The 19,572-nt window shown below is 44.0% G+C and carries 19 protein-coding genes; 11 read left to right on the plus strand and 8 right to left on the minus strand.

The window, feature by feature from the left end; translation table 11 throughout:
• The 3 genes from ACQEXT_RS19010 to rplY all read right to left on the minus strand — a co-directional run bounded on the left by ACQEXT_RS19010 (nucleotide 1) and on the right by rplY (nucleotide 2,138).
• On the minus strand, nucleotides 1-1,101 hold the full coding sequence (locus tag ACQEXT_RS19010) for an HD domain-containing protein (protein WP_426953207.1): 1,101 nt from the start codon (nucleotides 1,099-1,101) through the stop codon (nucleotides 1-3).
• A 197-nt stretch (nucleotides 1,102-1,298) separates the two neighbouring features.
• Nucleotides 1,299-1,424, minus strand: a complete 126-nt coding sequence (locus ACQEXT_RS19015) for a hypothetical protein (protein ID WP_426953208.1) — start codon at nucleotides 1,422-1,424, stop codon at nucleotides 1,299-1,301.
• Nucleotides 1,425-1,859: 435 nt separating this feature from the next.
• Complete coding sequence (gene rplY, locus ACQEXT_RS19020; RefSeq protein WP_138973354.1) at nucleotides 1,860-2,138, minus strand: 50S ribosomal protein L25; 279 nt, start codon at nucleotides 2,136-2,138, stop codon at nucleotides 1,860-1,862.
• A gap of 613 nt (nucleotides 2,139-2,751) precedes the next feature.
• Between rplY and ACQEXT_RS19025 the strand changes: the two genes are divergently transcribed.
• The 7 genes from ACQEXT_RS19025 (at nucleotide 2,752) to ACQEXT_RS19055 (ending at nucleotide 9,581) form a co-directional block, all read left to right on the plus strand.
• The gene (locus tag ACQEXT_RS19025; RefSeq protein WP_426953209.1) at nucleotides 2,752-3,531 is read left to right on the plus strand and encodes a DUF4123 domain-containing protein; all 780 of its coding nucleotides are present in this window, start codon (nucleotides 2,752-2,754) and stop codon (nucleotides 3,529-3,531) included.
• A complete protein-coding gene (locus tag ACQEXT_RS19030) occupies nucleotides 3,528-5,609 on the plus strand; it encodes a T6SS phospholipase effector Tle1-like catalytic domain-containing protein (RefSeq protein WP_426953210.1) in 2,082 nt (693 codons plus the stop codon). The genes ACQEXT_RS19025 and ACQEXT_RS19030 overlap by 4 nt, the downstream gene beginning before the upstream one ends.
• Before the next feature lies 1 nt (nucleotide 5,610).
• Entirely contained in the window at nucleotides 5,611-6,345 is a 735-nt protein-coding gene (locus tag ACQEXT_RS19035) for a DUF2931 family protein (protein ID WP_426953211.1), read from the plus strand.
• A 37-nt stretch (nucleotides 6,346-6,382) separates the two neighbouring features.
• The gene (locus ACQEXT_RS19040; protein ID WP_426953212.1) at nucleotides 6,383-7,117 is read left to right on the plus strand and encodes a DUF2931 family protein; all 735 of its coding nucleotides are present in this window, start codon (nucleotides 6,383-6,385) and stop codon (nucleotides 7,115-7,117) included.
• A 149-nt stretch (nucleotides 7,118-7,266) separates the two neighbouring features.
• Nucleotides 7,267-8,001 (plus strand): DUF2931 family protein, encoded by a 735-nt coding sequence (locus tag ACQEXT_RS19045; RefSeq protein ID WP_426953213.1) that lies wholly within the window; start codon nucleotides 7,267-7,269, stop codon nucleotides 7,999-8,001.
• Between the two features lie 42 nt (nucleotides 8,002-8,043).
• A complete protein-coding gene (locus ACQEXT_RS19050) occupies nucleotides 8,044-8,793 on the plus strand; it encodes a DUF2931 family protein (RefSeq protein ID WP_426953214.1) in 750 nt (249 codons plus the stop codon).
• A 41-nt stretch (nucleotides 8,794-8,834) separates the two neighbouring features.
• Entirely contained in the window at nucleotides 8,835-9,581 is a 747-nt protein-coding gene (locus tag ACQEXT_RS19055) for a DUF2931 family protein (RefSeq protein WP_426953215.1), read from the plus strand.
• Nucleotides 9,582-9,588: 7 nt separating this feature from the next.
• On the opposite strand, the gene ACQEXT_RS19060 is transcribed toward ACQEXT_RS19055, so the two are convergent.
• From ACQEXT_RS19060 to ACQEXT_RS19075, 4 genes are all read right to left on the minus strand, one after another.
• Nucleotides 9,589-10,926 (minus strand): ATP-binding protein, encoded by a 1,338-nt coding sequence (locus ACQEXT_RS19060; RefSeq protein WP_426953216.1) that lies wholly within the window; start codon nucleotides 10,924-10,926, stop codon nucleotides 9,589-9,591.
• The gene (locus ACQEXT_RS19065) at nucleotides 10,916-11,575 is read right to left on the minus strand and encodes a response regulator transcription factor (RefSeq protein WP_138972005.1); all 660 of its coding nucleotides are present in this window, start codon (nucleotides 11,573-11,575) and stop codon (nucleotides 10,916-10,918) included. Before ACQEXT_RS19065 ends, ACQEXT_RS19060 begins: the two co-directional genes overlap by 11 nt.
• Before the next feature lie 12 nt (nucleotides 11,576-11,587).
• Nucleotides 11,588-11,986, minus strand: a complete 399-nt coding sequence (locus tag ACQEXT_RS19070) for a PepSY domain-containing protein (RefSeq protein ID WP_426953217.1) — start codon at nucleotides 11,984-11,986, stop codon at nucleotides 11,588-11,590.
• Between the two features lie 69 nt (nucleotides 11,987-12,055).
• Nucleotides 12,056-13,795: a DEAD/DEAH box helicase gene (locus ACQEXT_RS19075; RefSeq protein WP_331417164.1), complete on the minus strand. Its 1,740-nt coding sequence runs from the start codon at nucleotides 13,793-13,795 to the stop codon at nucleotides 12,056-12,058.
• A 73-nt stretch (nucleotides 13,796-13,868) separates the two neighbouring features.
• Between ACQEXT_RS19075 and rsuA the strand changes: the two genes are divergently transcribed.
• The 3 genes from rsuA (at nucleotide 13,869) to ACQEXT_RS19090 (ending at nucleotide 16,591) form a co-directional block, all read left to right on the plus strand.
• Complete coding sequence (rsuA, locus tag ACQEXT_RS19080; protein ID WP_426953218.1) at nucleotides 13,869-14,570, plus strand: 16S rRNA pseudouridine(516) synthase RsuA; 702 nt, start codon at nucleotides 13,869-13,871, stop codon at nucleotides 14,568-14,570.
• 156 nt (nucleotides 14,571-14,726) lie between these two features.
• Nucleotides 14,727-15,932, plus strand: a complete 1,206-nt coding sequence (locus ACQEXT_RS19085; protein ID WP_426953219.1) for a Bcr/CflA family multidrug efflux MFS transporter — start codon at nucleotides 14,727-14,729, stop codon at nucleotides 15,930-15,932.
• Entirely contained in the window at nucleotides 15,932-16,591 is a 660-nt protein-coding gene (locus ACQEXT_RS19090) for a DUF2913 family protein (protein WP_426953220.1), read from the plus strand. Before ACQEXT_RS19085 ends, ACQEXT_RS19090 begins: the two co-directional genes overlap by 1 nt.
• A gap of 27 nt (nucleotides 16,592-16,618) precedes the next feature.
• Here ACQEXT_RS19090 and ACQEXT_RS19095 read toward each other — a convergent pair whose 3' ends face one another.
• Nucleotides 16,619-18,058 (minus strand): DUF2867 domain-containing protein, encoded by a 1,440-nt coding sequence (locus tag ACQEXT_RS19095; protein WP_426953221.1) that lies wholly within the window; start codon nucleotides 18,056-18,058, stop codon nucleotides 16,619-16,621.
• A gap of 102 nt (nucleotides 18,059-18,160) precedes the next feature.
• Here ACQEXT_RS19095 and ACQEXT_RS19100 point away from each other — a divergent pair, with 102 nt between their 5' ends.
• Complete coding sequence (locus ACQEXT_RS19100) at nucleotides 18,161-19,537, plus strand: MATE family efflux transporter (protein ID WP_426953222.1); 1,377 nt, start codon at nucleotides 18,161-18,163, stop codon at nucleotides 19,535-19,537.
• Nucleotides 19,538-19,572 lie beyond the last annotated feature (35 nt).

Here is a 19,572-nt window from a genome sequence, read left to right on the forward strand (position 1 = left end):
CTAACCAAATAACTTATATTGTACTTTCTTACAACTCAATGTATTTTCTAATTTTTTATCTCTTGATACTGAGTAGTAAATATGCTTTTGAGTTTTAGTCTTTTTTACTGTGTATCGTTCATTGATAAAGTCATTTAGGTTAGTCTGACTATCAATGTTAACATTGTTTTGAGTAGTGTAGTCTCGCTCAAATAACGTTATATCGAAAACGTTTGTATTTTCGATAGAAGGGTATTCTAAACATTTAATCTTTCTTATTTTTTTTGAGAAGTCCTTAAATATAGGTTTTCTGCCACCAATTAAAGATGACTCTTTCTTTAAGAAATAGCTAGCGTCTATTCGAGACAGGTTTTCTGAAAAATATTCTTTCGAAATATGGTCGGCAACAGCACCTATTCCGCTAGTAATTATTTTTTTATAGACAAAATTCTTAGCACTCCAGAAGTGATCTAACTTGGCTACTCGTTTTTCATCATGTTCACTCTCAATAAAAGCAGCCTTGGCAAGTGCATACTTATTATAAGGAGACTTTATATTTACGAATGCTAGACTCTTGTGAATGCCATCAATTGTATCTATGTTTACTTTTGAATTGAAAATATCAGAGAATTCTTCAGTAGACTTTTGCTCAATTAATTTTAAAACTAAGTCTAGACTTACATGTTTTTTTAAGATGTTAGTAATAGATGTTCTTTCAATTCCTTTCGATATCAAATTAGAACTTACTATATGATGATCAATGCCGTAGGCTTCAAAGAACGATGACTCCATACTATGTGAAAGTGGTGCGTGACCAATATCATGTAGAAGAGCAGCTGATACAACGTGATCAGTTACTTCCTGAGAATAATTTCTTTTTTCACTAATATAAAGTGCCAGCTTTGCGACATCTAAAGAATGCTGGAATCTATTGGTCTTGTTGTCTGGGTTTATATAATCAATTGCTCCCAAAAAAGAAACTTGTTTTAGGCGCTGAAAATCAACAGATTCTATAATACTGGAATAAAAGTCGTTAGAAAGTAATTTGCTATTAAGCAGGCTATCTAACGAGCTGTTACTATAGAACTCGAAAGCACATGTCTGATTTTTTTGCTGTGACATACATTCCTTCTTAATTGATTACCCAGAAACCGATGAATTTTACATACATCATGATCCACAGTCTAGCAACTATTCACATGATGTGTATAACAAGCAACACTTCTTGTGACCAGTGAAGAAGAAAATCGATGTTAGCTTTATCTCGACTTGAGGATGTGCTACGGGTTGATTATTTCAAAACTTTTTAAACTCTATACCTAATTGTAACTATCCTCTGTCTTATCAACAACGATCTTCTCTTCAACAACTAACTCATCTGCATGTGCTGTATAAGCATCTAATCCTTCGAGTAGCTCTTGCTCGGTAAAAGTCTTCTTATCCATTTCTGTAGCCTCACTAGTAAGCGATTTGATAGAAAGTATATCACTGTGTGGGATTTACTCGGAAGCTTGAGAGGGGCTCTTTGAGGCACTTTCGGATATGTTCTAGAGTTAAAGAATAAAGTAGGGGGAGTGGGGCTGTGATTTGAGTCGTGGTAAAAATGGGTCTAAGATAGTTGAGAGAGAAACTACTGTATAAGTCCACCTTTCGTCCACACTTAATCCACCCAGTAACTATGTGGTTATAGTGGGTTCAGGTAAAGTGGCTAAGTTTCAGTAAGTTGAAGAGAATTGAGAGCGTTTTTGAGGGCTCAAAAACGGTGAAACCCCGATGTTGGTAGCATCGGGGTTTCGAATTTTTAGATTTCTCGGATGGTAAGGCCGATTATCTTATATGCAAAAGGCTGGATTTAATCCAACTAATTCCTTGGTCGGGAATTAGATACGGATGAAGTCCATGTGCTCAACTTTTGGCTTGAAAGCGTGACGTTGAACGTCTTGTGGCTTAACTTTAACTTCAGCACCGTCGATTACTAGAACGATACCTTCGTAGAACTCAGGCTTGTCCATTTGGTTAACGATGTCATCGTGGTTAAGAACGATAGATACAGCTGCTTCTTCACCGCCGTATACAACTGCAGGGAATTTACCAGCGTGACGTAGGCGGCGGCTCGCACCTTTACCTAGTTCAGTACGTACTACTGCTTCAAATTTCATAGTATAACTCTCAAAAATTTAAGATATTCATAATCACACTAACAATGCGACCTTGTTATGTGTGCTAACCGCTCAAGAGGAATTGGTAGTAACTCTGTAAGCGAGCGCGGATACTATCACTCTATCTGATTTCTAGCAACTGATAATCACTGAATTGGGCCATTTCAAACGTCAATGATAATCAACTGGTTAAGTTTGATTCATTAGGTACGTTCTCTTCACTTAAACATCGTCTTGTGTGAAGACTGTGACTATGTAACAGCGAGCGAGTAAAACATGGCGCCCCTTTACTTTTTTCTCAGCCATCGGGCTACTGCTTGGTGTGGGGCAGCTTACTTAAACGTAGTCATATTCGCTGGTGGAAGTGAAATCACATTAACGTCATCTACCCGGGATATCGGGCAAATTGAATCACAATTGATACTAAAGGGGAGGATCATTTTGTTAGCTTCGATGGCTGTGGCGTATCCTCGCTTGCTGGTCTATTGCTCAATAGTAGACAAATGACATTGGGCAGTTAAATGCATTTTCTTTTGGGTTGAAGCCACCATGTACTCAAGCACCTCGTTTTACCATTCAGTCAGGTGCGAATTCTGTAACGTGAAGGTGAATTATGCTCAAGGCTTGGCTCAAAGAACAACAACCTAACAGCTTTTGGCTGGTTTGTGCACGAACTCATAATCAAGCACTAACGTCGAATGGATTTGGGTTTGATAATGCAGCTCCGCTGTTTTGGGGGAATACATTTAAAGATGTCATGGCCTTGTCACCATGGCTTATCCCAGTATCTGATGAGGTACTGGCGTTGGATGAAGGCCTGCTTAATCAGGGTTTAGGCATTGCCACAACTTGCTCAGTAACCACGATTCGACATTTACGCAGCATGCTAATGTCTGCGCTTGATGGCGAAGAAGTACTATTCCGTTTCTATGACAAGGTTGTGATAGCGCCGATGCTAAAGGCGATGATGCCATCAGAAATACAACAATTTCTCGGCAATATTGATAGCTTGGCGTTAGTTGATGACAAGTTAATTAGCTTCACACGCCACTCTCAGAGTCACTTTGAGCTAAAGAAGGAGACGTGGTGGAAACTCCAACCTCACCACCTTGCACCGATCTACAACACTAAGCATCACGCCATTGCAATAGAAAAACGTTGTTGGGAGCTGATCCCTGACATTCTCGAACAACTTGATGAACCACTACAAGTGATATCAAGCGCACTAGAGCGAGGAATTGAGTTGGGATATCCCGTTTCGGAGCTCGAGGCATGCGCGATTGTTGAGTTAGCGCAACGAAGCAATTCTCATCTATTACAGTTGTCAGAGCCATTGCGACTCACCGAGCAGGAACTAAGTCTACTTAAAGTGATTCAGGAGGGTTGGGTATGAGTATTACTGGCGCAAGCCCATATTGCTTACCCTGTGACAGGATGACTCACTGGATAGAAATCTATATTCGCGATGAGTTTAACCGTCCCTTCTCTGGAGTGCGAGGAACTCTCCTTGACTACGGAGGGAATGCATTTCCAATTTATCTTGATGATGGTCCAATTTTTGTTGATCGGATGGCGCCTGGCCCCGCAACGATTCTGTTAGAGTGCGATGCTTGGATATCCGCGGCACAAGGTGACGAGCGTATTCCTAACCGCGCAACAGACAGTGATCCAACGAAAGAGTTTGCCGACAATCATCTAGGCCATAAAGGCAGTGCAACACGCTATTTTGAAGTAACCGCCGGTGACCTTACCGAATTGAGCGAAGGGCTATCTCTACCATCTAGGCACCAAAAAGGGCAGGCAGATAAGCTTAAACTCATCACCGATAAAAGCTATGTACTGAAGGTAAGAGGCTTCAACTTTATTACTTTACGCGTAGGGATGTTCTTTGACGGAACGGCGAACAACACCTATAGCGCCCAATGGGGCAAGAACAAGCTCGATAGTTATTACTCCAAATGGTATCCGTTGTATCACCTTTACCAAGATAGGCCTCCCATAGAGTGGCCAGAGGAACTGTTTAAGTTTCCGGAACAGGATAAGTTTCGCTTTTTCTGGCAAGAAGATCATGCGGTTAAGAGCAGTGCAGCGAATGAACCAACCAATATCCAAAAGCTATATGATTTGTACTTGCGTGATGTTTACTTAGATAAAGAACGTGTTTTTGTCCATTCTGAATACATAACAGGAATTGGCACCGGCAATGAAACGGACAGCACTAAACCTGCCGATGAGTCGGTATTGATTGGGCAAGCTACTGGGCTAGGGAAGTATGGTGTTGAATCCAAAGTTGAAACATCTATCCACCAGTTTTCAAGACTTATAGAAAAAATTCGTGATAGTGACGAATATAAAAAGACGCGAGCAGATGGAGTCTCTAACATTGAATTAGATGTTTTCGGTTTTAGCCGTGGCGCAGCGGCCGCTAGACATTTTGTAAACCTAATTATTGACGGTACAGCCAGCGTGTTTGCTGCAAAAATGGCTCAAGCCTTTATGGCGAATAGCGTTGAGCTAAAAACAGGTTTTAATTGGAATAGTGATGCCTCAGTTTCAATCAAATTTGTTGGTCTATTTGATACTGTTGCAGCGATTGCTGACCTTACAAAGCAAGACTTTTCACCGCACAACAATAACAATGGTGGTGTAAGACTGTGGCTCGACCCAGACAGAGTCAAACGAGTTGTCCATCTCACTGCCCACAAAAAAACTGAATACCGACGCAACTTCAGTTTAAACCGCATCAATTCTGCCGAGCACTTTCATGAGTATGTGGTACCTGGTGCCCATTCTGATATCGGTGGTGGCTACCACTCACTTAACGCCTACACAACATTATCGCGTCAACGCAGGTTAACCATACCTTATTTATTGCCTTTATTAGAGAACAAGCCAATCAAGCGAGTCATCAAGCCGGTTGGATATTGGAACGGTGATGAAGTTAAACGGAGAATTGCGGACAAACTTCAGCCAATTATTGAGCAAGAGGTGGCGCTAGGTTGGAATAGGGACGACTACCATATTGACTATCAGATACTTAGAACCGGCAATAAAGAGCGAACACGCTTACAAGGCACGCTCTACCAAAAAAGAGTGGTAAGTGGTGATTTGTCTAGGCTTTACCTGCGAGTTATGTTTGGCCTAGCACAACATTACGGTGTGCCATTGAATGATACTGACGGTCAAGTTTGGTATGAAGCAGGAGACAGCTATTACTCCGTGCCAACGAATATTGGAAAATATCGCTTTGCTGATTTTTGCGACAAGGCACTGGCGACGGCGAAGAACGGTGAGTTATTGGAAGAATTAAATGTAAGTAATGTCGCAGAGATTGAAGATAGCCCAATTATAAACAAGCTATTTGATGCGAATTTAATCCATCATTCTTCCGATAACACCATTGCCAATAAACCTAACAAAGTGGGCAAGGGCTATCAGCGTGAAACCTATCCGTGCCTAAAGGAGTCTTGATATGAAGTGGTTTATTGCACTGCTGGGGCTTATCGTTTTCACAAATGCTCATGCATTTAGTCGGGCGCCTAGCATTCCGGAAAATATGCCAGCATGGCGTATAGGCTATGCTATGTCAACGTTATACCCAGTTAAAGTAACCAAAGCTTATGGAGAAAATAAGCAGAGAGGTTGGATTTCCTTTGTACATAATTATCTACAGTATTTTTATAGAACTGAATATGACTATATACAGAAATCGTATCCATCGTATGATGGGTATGGCATCGCTCTTGGAGCACCAATTGGTTACTCAAGCCAAGTCTCAGGTACAAATAACTTACCCGATAGCGTTACCATTTACTGGACGTCAATAAGCAACGCAAAGTCGTATGTCACTCAATTTGAGTTACCTGACCGACTAAAAGATCAAATGGTCATTAAAGATAAATACATAACATGGGACGGGGTAGAACTTGAATGTTACCGAAATGATATTGTATTTGGGTTCATACCCAACGGAAAAACCAAAATATGGATACGTGGCTGTGCCGAGTACAAGTTTGTCACAGAGATTGCGCCTGCTGAAGAGCTAGACGCTGACACCTTTGGCAACGATGCAGAAATCTATCGAATTAATTATGGCGAGCGGATGGCAGAACGAGCCAAACAACTTGGTGCGACGCTCGATCCAATTCCGTGGGATAAGGTTAACAAGGTCTATTCCACTGAAAAAATTACTAAGCTCGAACTATGATGTGTTTTGACCTTTTCCAAGATAAGTGGAGGGCAAGATGCTGCGAGTTGTCTTGATATTACTGGCAGGAGTGTTAACGACATACTGTTCATTTAACCGTGGTTCCAGCGTACCCGAAGATATGCCGGCATGGCGTGTCGGTTATGCTATGTCGACCTTGTACCCTGCCGAAGTGACTCAGGCATATGGTGTTAATGACAGCCGAGATTGGACCTCTTTTATTCATAATGATGTGCTTTTTTTTGGCAGAACTGAGCCACAGAAGGTTATTAAGTACTACCCGAATTACGATGGCTACAGTATCGCATTAGGTATACCAGTTGAGGTAAAAAGCCAAGTAGCGGCGACGAATGTTCTTCCCGATAGTGTTTATCTTTACTGGGCTTCAATCACTAATCAAAGGTTCTTTGCGACCAAATTTGATCTCACTCCTGAGATGAAGAAGGTGATGAGCACTAAAGAGCCATTCACTCGCTTTGATGGTTTTAAAACTTACTGTTACCGAAGTGATATTGTTTTTGGCTTTCTACCCAACGGAAATACAAAAGTGTGGCTAGATGGCTGCGGCGAGTACAAGTTTGTTACAGAGCTTGAACCTGTTAAGGAGTTCGAGATGGATACCTTTGGCAATGACGCGGAAGCTTATCGAACGGATTATAGTGAGGATATGGCAGAAAGAGCCAAGCAACTTGGCGCAACGCTTGACCCGATTCCGTGGGATAAGGTTAACAAGGTCTATTTCAAAAAAGAAATTACTAAGCTCGAACTATGACGTATTTTGATCTTTCTGAGACAAGTGAAGGGGAAGATGTTGTTAATTATCTTGATATTGCGGGTAAGCCTGCTCACCACATATTGAGCCTAACCAAGTGGGTGAGAGCTATCAGCGTGAAATCTATCCGTGCCTGAAGGAGTCTTGATATGAAGTGGTTTATGGCAGTAATGGGGCTTATAGCTTTTACCAATGCCAGTGCATTTAGTCGAGTGCCGAGCGTACCGGAAGATATGCCTAAATGGCGTATAGGTTATGCTATGTCGACCTTGTACCCTGCTAAAGTAACCAAAGCTTACGGTGTCAATGAGGATTATAATTGGACCTCCTTTATTCATAATGATGTGCTGTTTTTTGGCAGAACTGAGCTTAAAGAGATGAGAAAGTATGCCCCGAATTACAATGGCTACAGCATCGCATTAGGTATACCAGTTGAGGTAAAAAGCCAGGTAGCGGCGACGAATGTTCTTCCTGATAGTGTTTATCTTTACTGGGCTTCAATCACTAATCAAAGGTTCTTTGCGACCAAATTTGATCTAACGCCTAAGATGAAAACGGTGATGAGCACTAAAGAGCCATTCACTCGTTTTGATGGTTTTAAAACTCACTGTTACCGAAGTGATATTGTTTTTGGCTTTCTACCCAACGGAAATACAAAAGTGTGGCTAGATGGCTGTGGCGAGTACAAGTTTGTTACCGAGCTTGAACCCGTAGAGGAGTTCGAGATGGATACCTTTGGCAATGATGCGGAAATTATTCGAGACAATTATAGCGAGGATATGGCAGAAAGAGCCAAACAACTTGGTGCGACGCTCGATCCAATTCCGTGGGAAAAGGTTAACAAGGTCTATTCCAAAGAAGAAATTACTAAGCTCGAACTATGACGTGTTTTGACCTTTTCCAAGATAAGTAGAGGGCATGATGCTGTGAGTTGTCTTGATATAAAGTGGTTTATTGCCCTGCTAGGGCTTATCGTTTTTACAAATGCTAATGCATTTAGTCGGGTGCCTAGTGTACCGAAAGATATGCCTAAATGGCGTATTGGTTATGCAATGTCAACGTTATACCCAGCTAAAGTAACCAAAGCTTATGGAGTAAATGAGGAGCATGATTGGACATCATTTATACATAATGATCAACAGTATCTATATAGAACTAAATATGAATATGCTAAGCGGTCACATAAAGATTACAGTGGATATGGTATAGCTTTGGGAGTTCCGGTTGGATTCAGTAGTCAAATTGGCGGAACTCAGACACTTCCTGATAGTGTTTATATTTACTGGTCTTCAATCACCAATCAAAGGTTTTTTGCGACCAAATTTGATCTAACGCCTAAGATGAAAACGGTGATGAGCACCAAAGAGCCATTCACCCGCTTTGACGGCTTTAAAACTCACTGTTACCGAAGTGATATTGTTTTTGGCTTTCTACCCAACGGAAATACAAAAGTGTGGCTAGATGGCTGTGGCGAGTACAAGTTTGTTACCGAGCTTGAACCCGTAGAGGAGTTCGAGATGGATACCTTTGGCAATGATGCGGAAATTATTCGAGACAATTATAGCGAGGATATGGCAGAAAGAGCCAAACAACTTGGTGCGACGCTCGATCCAATTCCGTGGGAAAAGGTTAACAAGGTCTATTCCAAAGAAGAAATTACTAAGCTCGAACTATGACGTGTTTGACCTTTTCCAAGATAAGTAGAGGGCACGATGCTGTGAGTTGTCTTGATATAAAGTGGTTTATTGCCCTGTTAGTGCTTATCACTTTTACAAATGCTAATGCATTTAGTCGGGTGCCTAATGTACCAGAAGATATGCCTAAATGGCGTGTTGGCTATGCTATGTCGACTTTATATCCTGCAAAAGTGCTTCGAGCATATGGAAATAATGAGCAACTTGGCTGGACGTCATTTTTACATAATGATCAGCAGTATTTATATAGAAGCAAATTCGAATATATAAAAAAGTCTTACCCAAATTATGATGGGTACGGCATGGTACTGGGAGCTCCTATCGGCTATTCAAGGCAAGTCAGTGGAACTAATAACTTACCCGATAGTATTACTATTTATTGGGCATCAATAAGTAATGCCAAATCATATGTAACTCTACTGGAGTTGCCAAATAATCTAAAAAAACAAATGTCTACGAAGCGCAAATATATTACTTGGGATAATGTCGAACTGGATTGCTACAAGGTAACTATTGTTTTTGGTTTTCTACCCAACGGGAATACAAAAGTGTGGCTCTATGGTTGTGGTGAGTACAATTTCATTACTGAACTTGCGCCTGCTGAAGAGCTAGACGCTGACACCTTTGGCAACGATGCTGAAATCTATCGAATCAATTATGGCAAGCGGATGGCAGAAAGAGCCAAACAGCTTGGTGCGACGCTCGATCCAATTCCGTGGGATAAGGTGAACAAGGTCTATTGCAACGATGAGATTACTCAACTGGAATGATGACTGATTATGAAAGCTTTAATGTTAACACCGCTCTCAATCCCCCCATGGAACTGCGTGACAGGGTTAGTTTCCCTCGGTAGCTGTGTGCCATTTCACTGACGATATTTAAGCCTAAACCGGTACCTGGCGTTGTCTCATCAAGGCGTACTCCACGTTCAATTGCCTGTTTGAGTTTTTCATCGGGTATCCCAGGGCCATCGTCTTCAATGATAATGGCGATGTCATCAGCTGCTAAGGTCTCGGAATGCACACGGATGATGCTTTCTGACCATTTGTACGCATTTTCGAGCAAGTTACCGACCATTTCATCTAAGTCTGTTTTATCAACCGCCACTTGAATATCGGAATCAAGTTCGTTGATAAGCGTCACGCCACGCTCTGCATAGACTTTATCGAACGCCATCGAAATCGCATCAACTCTTTGGGAAGGATTCGCTCGAACCGAAAGAATATTCTTTGAGCCAGCCATACGAGCACGGCCAAGGTGGTAGTCAATTTGGCTTTGAATCTGCTCGACGGGGGGTTGTAGGTAGCGCTGGGTTTCTTGATCAAGCGCCGCGATTTCGTTTTTTAACACCGACAAAGGCGTTTTTAACGCATGAGATAGATTTCCAGCATGGTGTCGAGCGCGTTCAAGTAGCTCTTGGTAGTGGAACACCAGCGCATTGAGATCAGCCACAACCGGAGCGACTTCTTTGGGGTAGTCTTGATCTAGCTGAGTCTTTTCACCAGAACGTAACTGAGAGAGTTCTTTGTGCATTTTCGTCAACGGACTGAGTGACCATTGAACCTGCAAGAAAATGACCGCCAGAACGCCAAAATAGAGCAGGGCAAGAATAATCCACAATTGGCTCATAAGGCTGCCGACGGTATCTTCGATAGGTTGTTCATCGATGCCGATAATCACTTCGATTGGGCCGTCATAGTCTGGGTAGTAAAGGGTGGTTTTTATGTAAATCAGCTTCTCGTTTCGTGCGCCAAAATACTCTTTTTCTTTCTTCTCCGATGTGATTTTTTTATCCCACAGAGAGCGTGAACGAAGCAGTTCCTTGTCTGTTTTAGCTGACCAGTAAAGTCCACTATAGGGACGATTGAAACGTGGATCTGAGAGTGCGCTCGTGAGGGTAAGGTTGCCGGTTTTATCGGCTTCAAGCGATGCTGAGATCTCATCCATATAGATGGTGAGCTGTGATTTGGTGTCATCAACCATGTAGTTGAATACTTGATTGGGTACGCTGACACCAACTGCAATAATCATCGCTGTTAGCCAGACTACGGCCGCAAGGACGAGGCGGCTTTTAAGGCTCAGTCGTTTAAGCAGCGTTCGTTTGTTACTCGGCATTCAGTTGATACCCTAGGCCACGAACGGTTTTAATCACTTTTGGTGCGATTTTTTTGCGGATACGGCCAATGAAAACTTCAATGGTGTTTGAATCACGGTCAAAGTCTTGTTTGTAGATATGTTCAACCAGTTCGGTGCGCGAAATAACCTTTTCGGGATTATGCATAAAGTAGGCGACGACTTTATATTCCAGCGCAGTGAGGCTAATCGCTTGACCTTGCCACATGACTTTGGATGTACGCGTATCGAGGCTGAGGTTACCGATTTGCATCACAGGAGATGCGTTGCCTGAAGCGCGGCGCAACTGCGCACGTATGCGAGCGGTCAGTTCGACCATTTCAAAGGGTTTAGTCAGGTAGTCGTCGGCTCCGGCATTGAGTCCTTCTACGCGTTGCGTCAGGGTGTCACGCGCACTAAGAATCACCACTGGCGTGTTGATGTTCTCGTCTCGAATGCCTTTCAAAACGGTTAGACCATCTAATTTAGGTAAACCAAGGTCAAGCACGATGACATCCCACTCTTCAGAGGTCGCGCGATAGAGGGCATCAATACCATCTTGTGAAAGTTCTGGCACCCAGCCGGTTTTCTCTAATGACTCTACAATTTGTTCACCAAGGCGTGGTTCATCTTCAACAACAAGAATTTTCATATTCAGTTCTTCTTAGTTTTTTAGTGCTTGTTTAATGTTTCTGCCTTTGATTTGCAGCATTTCCAAAGTTTTGGCGTTGTACTCGACTTTAATTATATTGTTGTCGTGGTTTAATTTGAGTTCGTAGACCCAGATATCGTCGTCTTCTTCGAGTTCAACGTGAATGATTCGTCCGTTTAAGTCACGTTCAACGGCCGCGTAGAGTTCTGAAAAAGGGCGAATGTTGCCATTTTTGACCGCTTCATAGACTTCATCCTGATCCTCATCGAACTCAATTCGAGTTCCCGGCTTGTGTACGTCCTGAACCAAAGCATGGCCATCTTGCTGGTCATGTTTTTTAGCCATTGTTGGTAATGAGAATAGCACACAGGCAACGATGGCAGACGTCGTAACTATCGGACTTTTAAACATAATCATACCTTCTCGCATTTTCTATCGCTCAGTATACGGACTTGTTTATGAACACCAAGTGAATGGCATTTAGTTAGTTAACTCGTCAGCAAAAATCTTATCGCGCATCTTCCAGAAGCGTCCGGATTTTCTGGCAATAACAAACTGAGGAGGGCGGAATCGATGTTGATTGTTGACCACTTTGGTCGGTGATGACTCGTCAAAGGGGCGATGTTTGTCTGCCAGATGCGGGCGAACAAATTGATCAAGAAAACGCTGCTTTTGCGGTTTGGTAGAGAGTGACCAGAACTCACTAACTTGCGCTTGGTTGTCCCCGATATAAGCGACCTTGAGACTGCTTTTACCTTTATCGTCTTTGTGGACAGAGAGGGTCATTTCACGGCATTCGAAGACTAAGGCATCTTTTAGGTTTAACGCTTCTTTTAGTTTCTTATCTGGATCAACCAGAGTGGCGTCACATTCATGGCAAATTCGGGCGGCGATATCATTGTCTGCCCCGCATTCACCGCAGTATTTGGCGCGAAAACGATAGTTGCAGTGTTCACGCTCACCCGTTTCATCATCTTCAAAATAGCCTTGGCATTTACGGCCAAAGTGTTCGATTAAAAATCCGTTGTTGTCGAGTTTGCCCCAAAAGTTATTATTAAAACCACAGGCAGGGCAAGGGATGGTAATGATTTCACTGTCTGAGTCGGGCTTTGGATCGCCAACTTCTGGCTGATAAAGGTCGTAACTATTGCCTGCGTAATCCAGTACCAGACATTCATCTTTCCCCGGAGATAAGCGTAGTCCGCGACCAACGATTTGCTGATAGAGACTGATCGATTCTGTGGGGCGTAAAATAGCAATAAGGTCGACGTGCGGCGCGTCAAACCCCGTCGTCAATACAGACACGTTGACCAAGTACTTGATTTTTCGCTGCTTGAAGGCGCTGATAATGGCGTCACGTTCAGGTGTCGGGGTATCGCCAATGACGATGGCGGCTTCCCCTTGAGGAAGTAAGCTAAATATTTCTTGAGCATGGCGAACCGTAGCAGCAAATATCATGATGCCCTGTTTCTGGCGAGACATATGAATGATTTGGTCGACAATTTGCGGGGTGGCTCGCTTGGCTTTGTCGATGACCATATCCATTTCCGACTCTTTATAACGACCTGTACTGGCTGGTTTAAGCTGCGAGAAATCGTAACTCAGCACTGGTGCGTCCATCATTCTTGCCGGAGTGAGGAACTTTTCATCAAGTAAGTAACGAATGGGCAGTTCGAAAATGCAGTCGCGGAAGAAACGCGGTTCTTCACTTCGCACCAAACCACGAGAGTGATATTGATAAATCCAGCCCATTCCAAGTCGATAGGGTGTTGCGGTGAGCCCGAGAACCTTAATACCAGGGTTTAGGTTTCGTAAATGGGTAATGACTTTTTGATAGCTGGTGTTCTTATCGTCGGGTACTCGGTGGCACTCGTCGATGACTAAGAGTGAAAATTGATTTTCAAACTGATCGAGATTACGTACCACAGATTGAACCGATGCGAAGACCACTTGTTGGTCTGTCTCTTTACGCCCTAAACCTGCTGAATAGATTGAGCCTTTGAGTCCGTATCCTTCGTACTTCTCGTGGTTTTGTTCGACCAACTCTTTGACGTGGGCAAGTACCAAAACTCTGCCTTTTGCCAGCCTCGCTAATTCAGCGATAACTAAGCTTTTTCCGGCACCAGTAGGCAGTACCAAAACAGCCGGTGTTGAGTGTTGACGAAAGTGATGGATTACGGCTTTTACCGAATCAGACTGGTAAGGGCGGAGTGTATACATAAAATGTGTGAAATAGCTCAACTATTTAGTTTAGTCGCACTATAATACCCCACCTGACTGAGATGAGGTATTCATGCGTTTAGATAAATATCTATGTGATGCATTAGGTGCAACACGTAAAGAAGCAACAAAAATCATTAAAAGTGGCGATGTAACAGTTAACGACGTCGTGCAGAAAAGTGGTGCAGTTAAGATCACTGAAGATTGTACGGTTGAGTGGCAGGGTAGAGAAATACATAAACCCGGCCCACGTTATATCATGCTGTTCAAACCTGATGGTTTTGTTTGCTCGCATGAAGATGGATTCAATCAAACAGCATTTGTGTTGCTGGACGAAGTGAAAATTGAAGATCTTCACTTTGCAGGTCGCCTCGACGTGGATACCACAGGTCTAGTGTTGATTACTGATGATGGTCAGTGGTCGCACCGAATTACGTCTCCAAAGCATAAGTGTGCGAAAACCTATCGTGTATGGTTGGCGGATCCTGTGCAAGAGGACTACGCAGACAAGTTTGCGGCCGGTATTCAGTTGCGCAATGAGAAAGAGCTGACGCTTCCTGCCAGCCTAGAAGTGGTGAATGCGGAAGAAAATGAAGTATTACTGACGATCACGGAAGGCAAGTATCACCAAGTTAAGCGTATGTTTGCCGCTCTGGGAAATAAAGTAGAACATCTGCACCGCGAACGCATTGGTGAAATCGAGTTGTGTGACACCTTGGAACCGGGCGAATATCGTTATCTGACTGAAGAAGAAATTGATTCTGTCTGGAATTAATAGATAGTTTGGGAAATGCTTTGTTTCCGAATTGGAACTAGTCTTTTATCCGGATTTGATTGAGGATAGATCGGATCACGACATCGTAGATGTTTATACATACTGTTTGGTTGCAGCACGGAGGCTGCATCTTATACGCCGCCGAGTAGGAGACTTATGTCTGAAAAATCCTTAGCGCAATCCAATACTCCACATATCAGTTTTCTACTATTTTTAGTGCTGGGTGCGATTGGTGCTCTGACCCCTTTAGCTATTGATATGTACTTGCCTGCCATGCCAACCATCGCCCGCGATCTTGGTGTTAGTGAGGGTTCAGTACAAGTTACCTTGACTGCCTATACCGCAGGCTTCGCCATTGGTCAGTTAATTCATGGTCCATTAGCAGACAGCTATGGACGCAGACCAGTCTTGCTACTGGGTGTGCTGTTTTTCGGTTTAGCATCGGTAGTCAGTGCAACAACCCATGGCATTGATGCCTTGACTTGGGTTCGCGCCGCTCAAGGTTTTGCTGGTGCAGCGGCCGCCGTGATTATCCAAGCGGTTGTTCGAGATATGTTTGACCGAGAAGATTTCACTCGAGCGATGTCATTTGTCACATTGGTTATGACGGTTGCTCCGCTGATTGCGCCTATGATTGGCGGATATGTTGCGGTTTGGTTCGGTTGGAGAGCGATTTTCTGGATTCTTGCGGCATTTTCCTTGGTTGTTATCGCCCTTGTATTGTGGAAGATTCCTGAAACTTTAAGTGCAGAAAACAAGCAACCGCTGCGGATCAGAAATACACTTCGCAACTATTTACGTTTGTTTCAAAATCCTGTGGCGATGGGTCTCATCTTCTCGGGCGCGTTTTCTTTTGCAGGCATGTTTGCATTTTTGACCGCGGGTTCGTTTGTCTATATTGATATTTATGGAGTGAGACCGGATCAGTTTGGTTATCTGTTTGCGCTTAATATCGTTGCAATGATCATTATGACCAGCATTAACGGCAGATTAGTTAAAAAGGTCGGCTCGCACAATATGTTGCGCTTTGGCTTACTGGTTCAACTTATCGCGGGTATTGGTCTATTTGTTACATGGTTGCTCGACGCAGGTCTATGGGGCACGGTGGTGTTTGTGGTGATGTTCATCGGCACATTGTCGACCATCGGCAGTAACACCATGGGACTATTATTGAGTGGTTATCCAACGATGGCAGGCACTGCTTCTTCGTTGGCAGGGACTCTACGTTTTGGAACTGGGTCTATTATTGGTGCTGTTGTGGCATTTTTGCCCGGCGGCGTAACCTGGCCGATGATAACGGTGATGAGCTTGTGCTCGGTGATCTCGGCTACCTGTTATTGGGTATTTGGAAGAAAGGCGTAATGTCTGAATATACGGTAGAAATACAAAAATTAGTGAACGCGGCATTGGATGACATTGCTCGAGAGCACAAAGCGGGTAAGCTGGTGAATGGACCAGTCGCAAACAATCTTTATTTGGTTCGTTGGGTGACCAAAGCGCTAAAATCGCAGCAGTACCCACGTATTGTGGTCGATGACCTGACTCATTGGCAAAAAAGCGGTCGTTCGAAAGGTAATCAAGCGAGTTTGATGCAGACTTTCCAGCGAATCTCAAAGTTTTATGCGCAGTTTTTCCCACAAGGTGAAGATGAACGCGTGATTAAAGACAAAGAGATTGATGCGTTTCTTGATGCAATGGAGCAGCAAGGATGGGAGATCTCGACCTCAGAACCACTAGTTAATTGCGGTAAAGTTCAAATCTTCACTGAAGGTCCAAACTCATTGGCGCTTTGTTCCGATCAGTGTGATAACTGTTTTGATGGCGAAGAGCTAGTGAAACCAATGAGTTGGTTTGTACGTGGTCATCATGCGGATTTTGTTGAGAAAGCATCCGCAGCAGGCTTTATGGTACACAAAGTTACCGACTATAAATCAAACGTGAAATACCACGGTGAATATTTGATTTTCCCGGCCAATAGAGGCAATCAGCTTGCAGAAATACCTCTGAGTTTGACGGTATAGTTATCGAGCAGTAATCGAAAAGAGCTTCTACGAGAGTGGAAGCTCTTTTGCTTTTCGAACAATGGCTTTGACCATTCCTTTAAAAATAAACATGTGCGCTGGCATCATCGCGAACCAGTAAAGAAGCCCTCTAAAGCCTTGGGGGTGCCACCATGCCGTTACGGTTAAACGCCTGAACTGGCCTACATCCTCAATCGCAAATTCTAATCGACCAAGCCCAGGCCCTTTCATACCAAACAGTAAAGAGATGAACTGCTGTTCTTCACAGCGGATGACCTTCCATGAATCAATAAAGTCGCCTACTTGCAATTGCGGCCCCGGCGGGGAGCGTCTGATAGGGCGGCCACCACCGAAAAAAATATCAAGCCATTCTCGCGTGCGCCACAAACTGTTGGCGAAAAAGTACCCTTGTTGCCTGCTACCAATCTGTTTGACCAGTTGCCAAAGTTGCTCGGAACTTAGCTCGGTCTCAATACTGGCTCCGGTCTGTTTAGGGTAATAACCAAATCCGGGTTGCCAACGTGAGAGAACCGCAGGGTCAAATCCCCAAACATTACTACGAACGAAAGTCCCTTCACGCTCTATGCTGTTTTTGACCATGTCAGAAAAGCTCACGAGTTGCTGAGGGTAGCGCTGCCTAATAGCTGTTGAGTCAGCAATAAAATCATGTTCTAACCCAGATAGCAGTGCTGCACCGATACTTGAAGGGACAGACGTGATTATGCCAAGCCAATGTGATGCCATCTTTGGGGTCAACAAAGAGGTCGACCATATCGATATTGGTTTGTGGATTGCCTGCGCAATGACTTTAAACTGTTCGCGATAACTGAGAGTGTCGGGCCCGCCTACTTCGAACAACTGGTGTTCTGTTGGTGGCTCTAACGCGACGGCTAACAGATAGTGATTGAGATTTTCTAGTGCAATTGGGTTCGCGCGTGAATCGACCCACTTAGGGGTGATCAACAATGGCATGTTGTAGACAAAATCGCGCATGATTTCAAAAGCAGCAGAACCTGGGCCAATAATCACTCCAGCGCGTAACTCAGTGATAGGAACGCCAGAGGAACGGATAATATCCCCCGTCATTCGCCGCGCTTGCAGATGTTTTGAATTGCCAGTCTGAGGTTGAATCGCACTCAGATAGATGACGTGTTGAACCTTACTGTGGGCTAGGGCGGCTTTAAAGTTCTCCGCCAGCGAGATTTCGTAATCAAGGAAATCATGGCCGTGAGCCATACCGTGGACTAGAAAATAGACAAGATCAAAGTGAGGCACAAGCTCCATGGTTGCCGCTTGGTCGGCAAGATCAAGATAGCGCAGGGTTAGATTGGGATGAGGTGCCACGCGCGCACGAAGATACTCGATTTGTCGAGCCGCAGCTGTAACGAGATAACCACGTTGGCAGAGCTGTTCTAGGAGTTGAGAACCCACGTATCCTGACGCCCCCAATACCAGCACTTTCTTCATTTATTTTCCCTGATATTTTTATGGTTTCATATTTAAGCCGATCATATAATAACCAAGTATTTTTTTCTCTATTTTCATGCTGTTGCAGCTCAAGGTGGGCGTTTGTCTATGCTTTCTCAAATCATGCACCATACCCGTGGTGACTTTATCCGCCGTCTGATTGCTATCGCTCTACCTATCACGCTGCAAAGTATCATGTTCTCAAGCCGTAGTTTGGTCGATGTTCTGATGTTAGGCCAATTAGGCGAAGCAGAAATTGCGGCGGTCGGTGTCGCTGCTAGGGCAACGTTTGTTACCACCATTATGTTAGTCGGTGTGACCACAGGTGGGGCCTTGCTGACAGCACAATATTGGGGGGCAGGTGATCGACAAGGGGTGCGTGAAAGTACCGCTTTAACTTGGTTGGTTTGTACGCTATTTGCTGCGCTGACTGCTCTGCTATTTGTTCTTTTCCCAAGCCAGATCATGGGGCTAGCAACCAATGATCCAGAGGTCAATCAACTCGGTAGCGACTATCTGGTCATCACGTCAGTCACCATGTTCGCAGTCGCTTGTGTTGCCAGTATGTCGGTGGGCTTGCGAGCGATGCATAAGCCAGGCATCAGCACCTTTTTTAGTGGCATTGGTATTGTGTCCAACATCTTTCTCAACTGGGTACTGATTTTTGGTAAATTTGGTATGCCTGCTATGGGGATCAAAGGGGCGGCGATAGCAACGGTGATGAGCGGCGCGATAGAGGTGCTCACGCTATTTTGCTACCTGCATGTTAAGCAGCATTTGCTGGCGTTTGGAGTTGATGATATTCGGCGAGTCATTGAGTGGAATAGAGTCATCAAGTTCTTGAAACTGTCTCTGCCAACCACTTTTAACTTCTTGGCATGGGCTGGTGGTTTGTTTGCTTATCACGCCATTATGGGACAATCCGGTGTTCAAGGTTTGGCTGCGTTATCAGTGATGACGCCTGTTGAATCTATCGCCTTAGCATTGCTAATAGGAATGTCGAATGCCGCAGCGGTGTTGGTGGGTAATCAGATTGGCGCTAAGAATTATGATGCGGTTTATTATCAAGCTCTTGGTGTTACGCTACTCAGCTTGCTTGTTGGTGTTGTGGTTGCGATTTTGCTGTTCTTTGTCCAAAGCTCTGTGCTTGATGGTTTTAGTGCGTTGTCTGCCGAAACCCGCGCTTTGGCGGAAAAGTTTATGCTTGTATTGAGTGTTGGTATCGTACTTCGCTCTGTGCCGATGATGACCATCGTAGGTGTGTTGCGTGCAGGGGGTGACGTTAAGTTCTGCCTCTACCAAGATCTGGTTGCTCAATGGCTTATTGGTATTCCTCTTGCTGCGTTTGCGGCGATTGTCTTAGGCTGGCCGCCAGAGTGGATCTATTTGCTGTTTTTGACCGAAGAACTGATTAAATGGTTTGGTTCGCTGTTTAGGATGAGTACACGCAAGTGGATACGAAATTTGATCGAAAATTAGATATTGAGCGTCTATTTGATGTGTATAGATGCATA

Origin of the sequence: Vibrio sp. TRT 29B02, from assembly GCF_050113655.1 — a bacterium.
Lineage (GTDB): Bacteria > Pseudomonadota > Gammaproteobacteria > Enterobacterales > Vibrionaceae > Vibrio.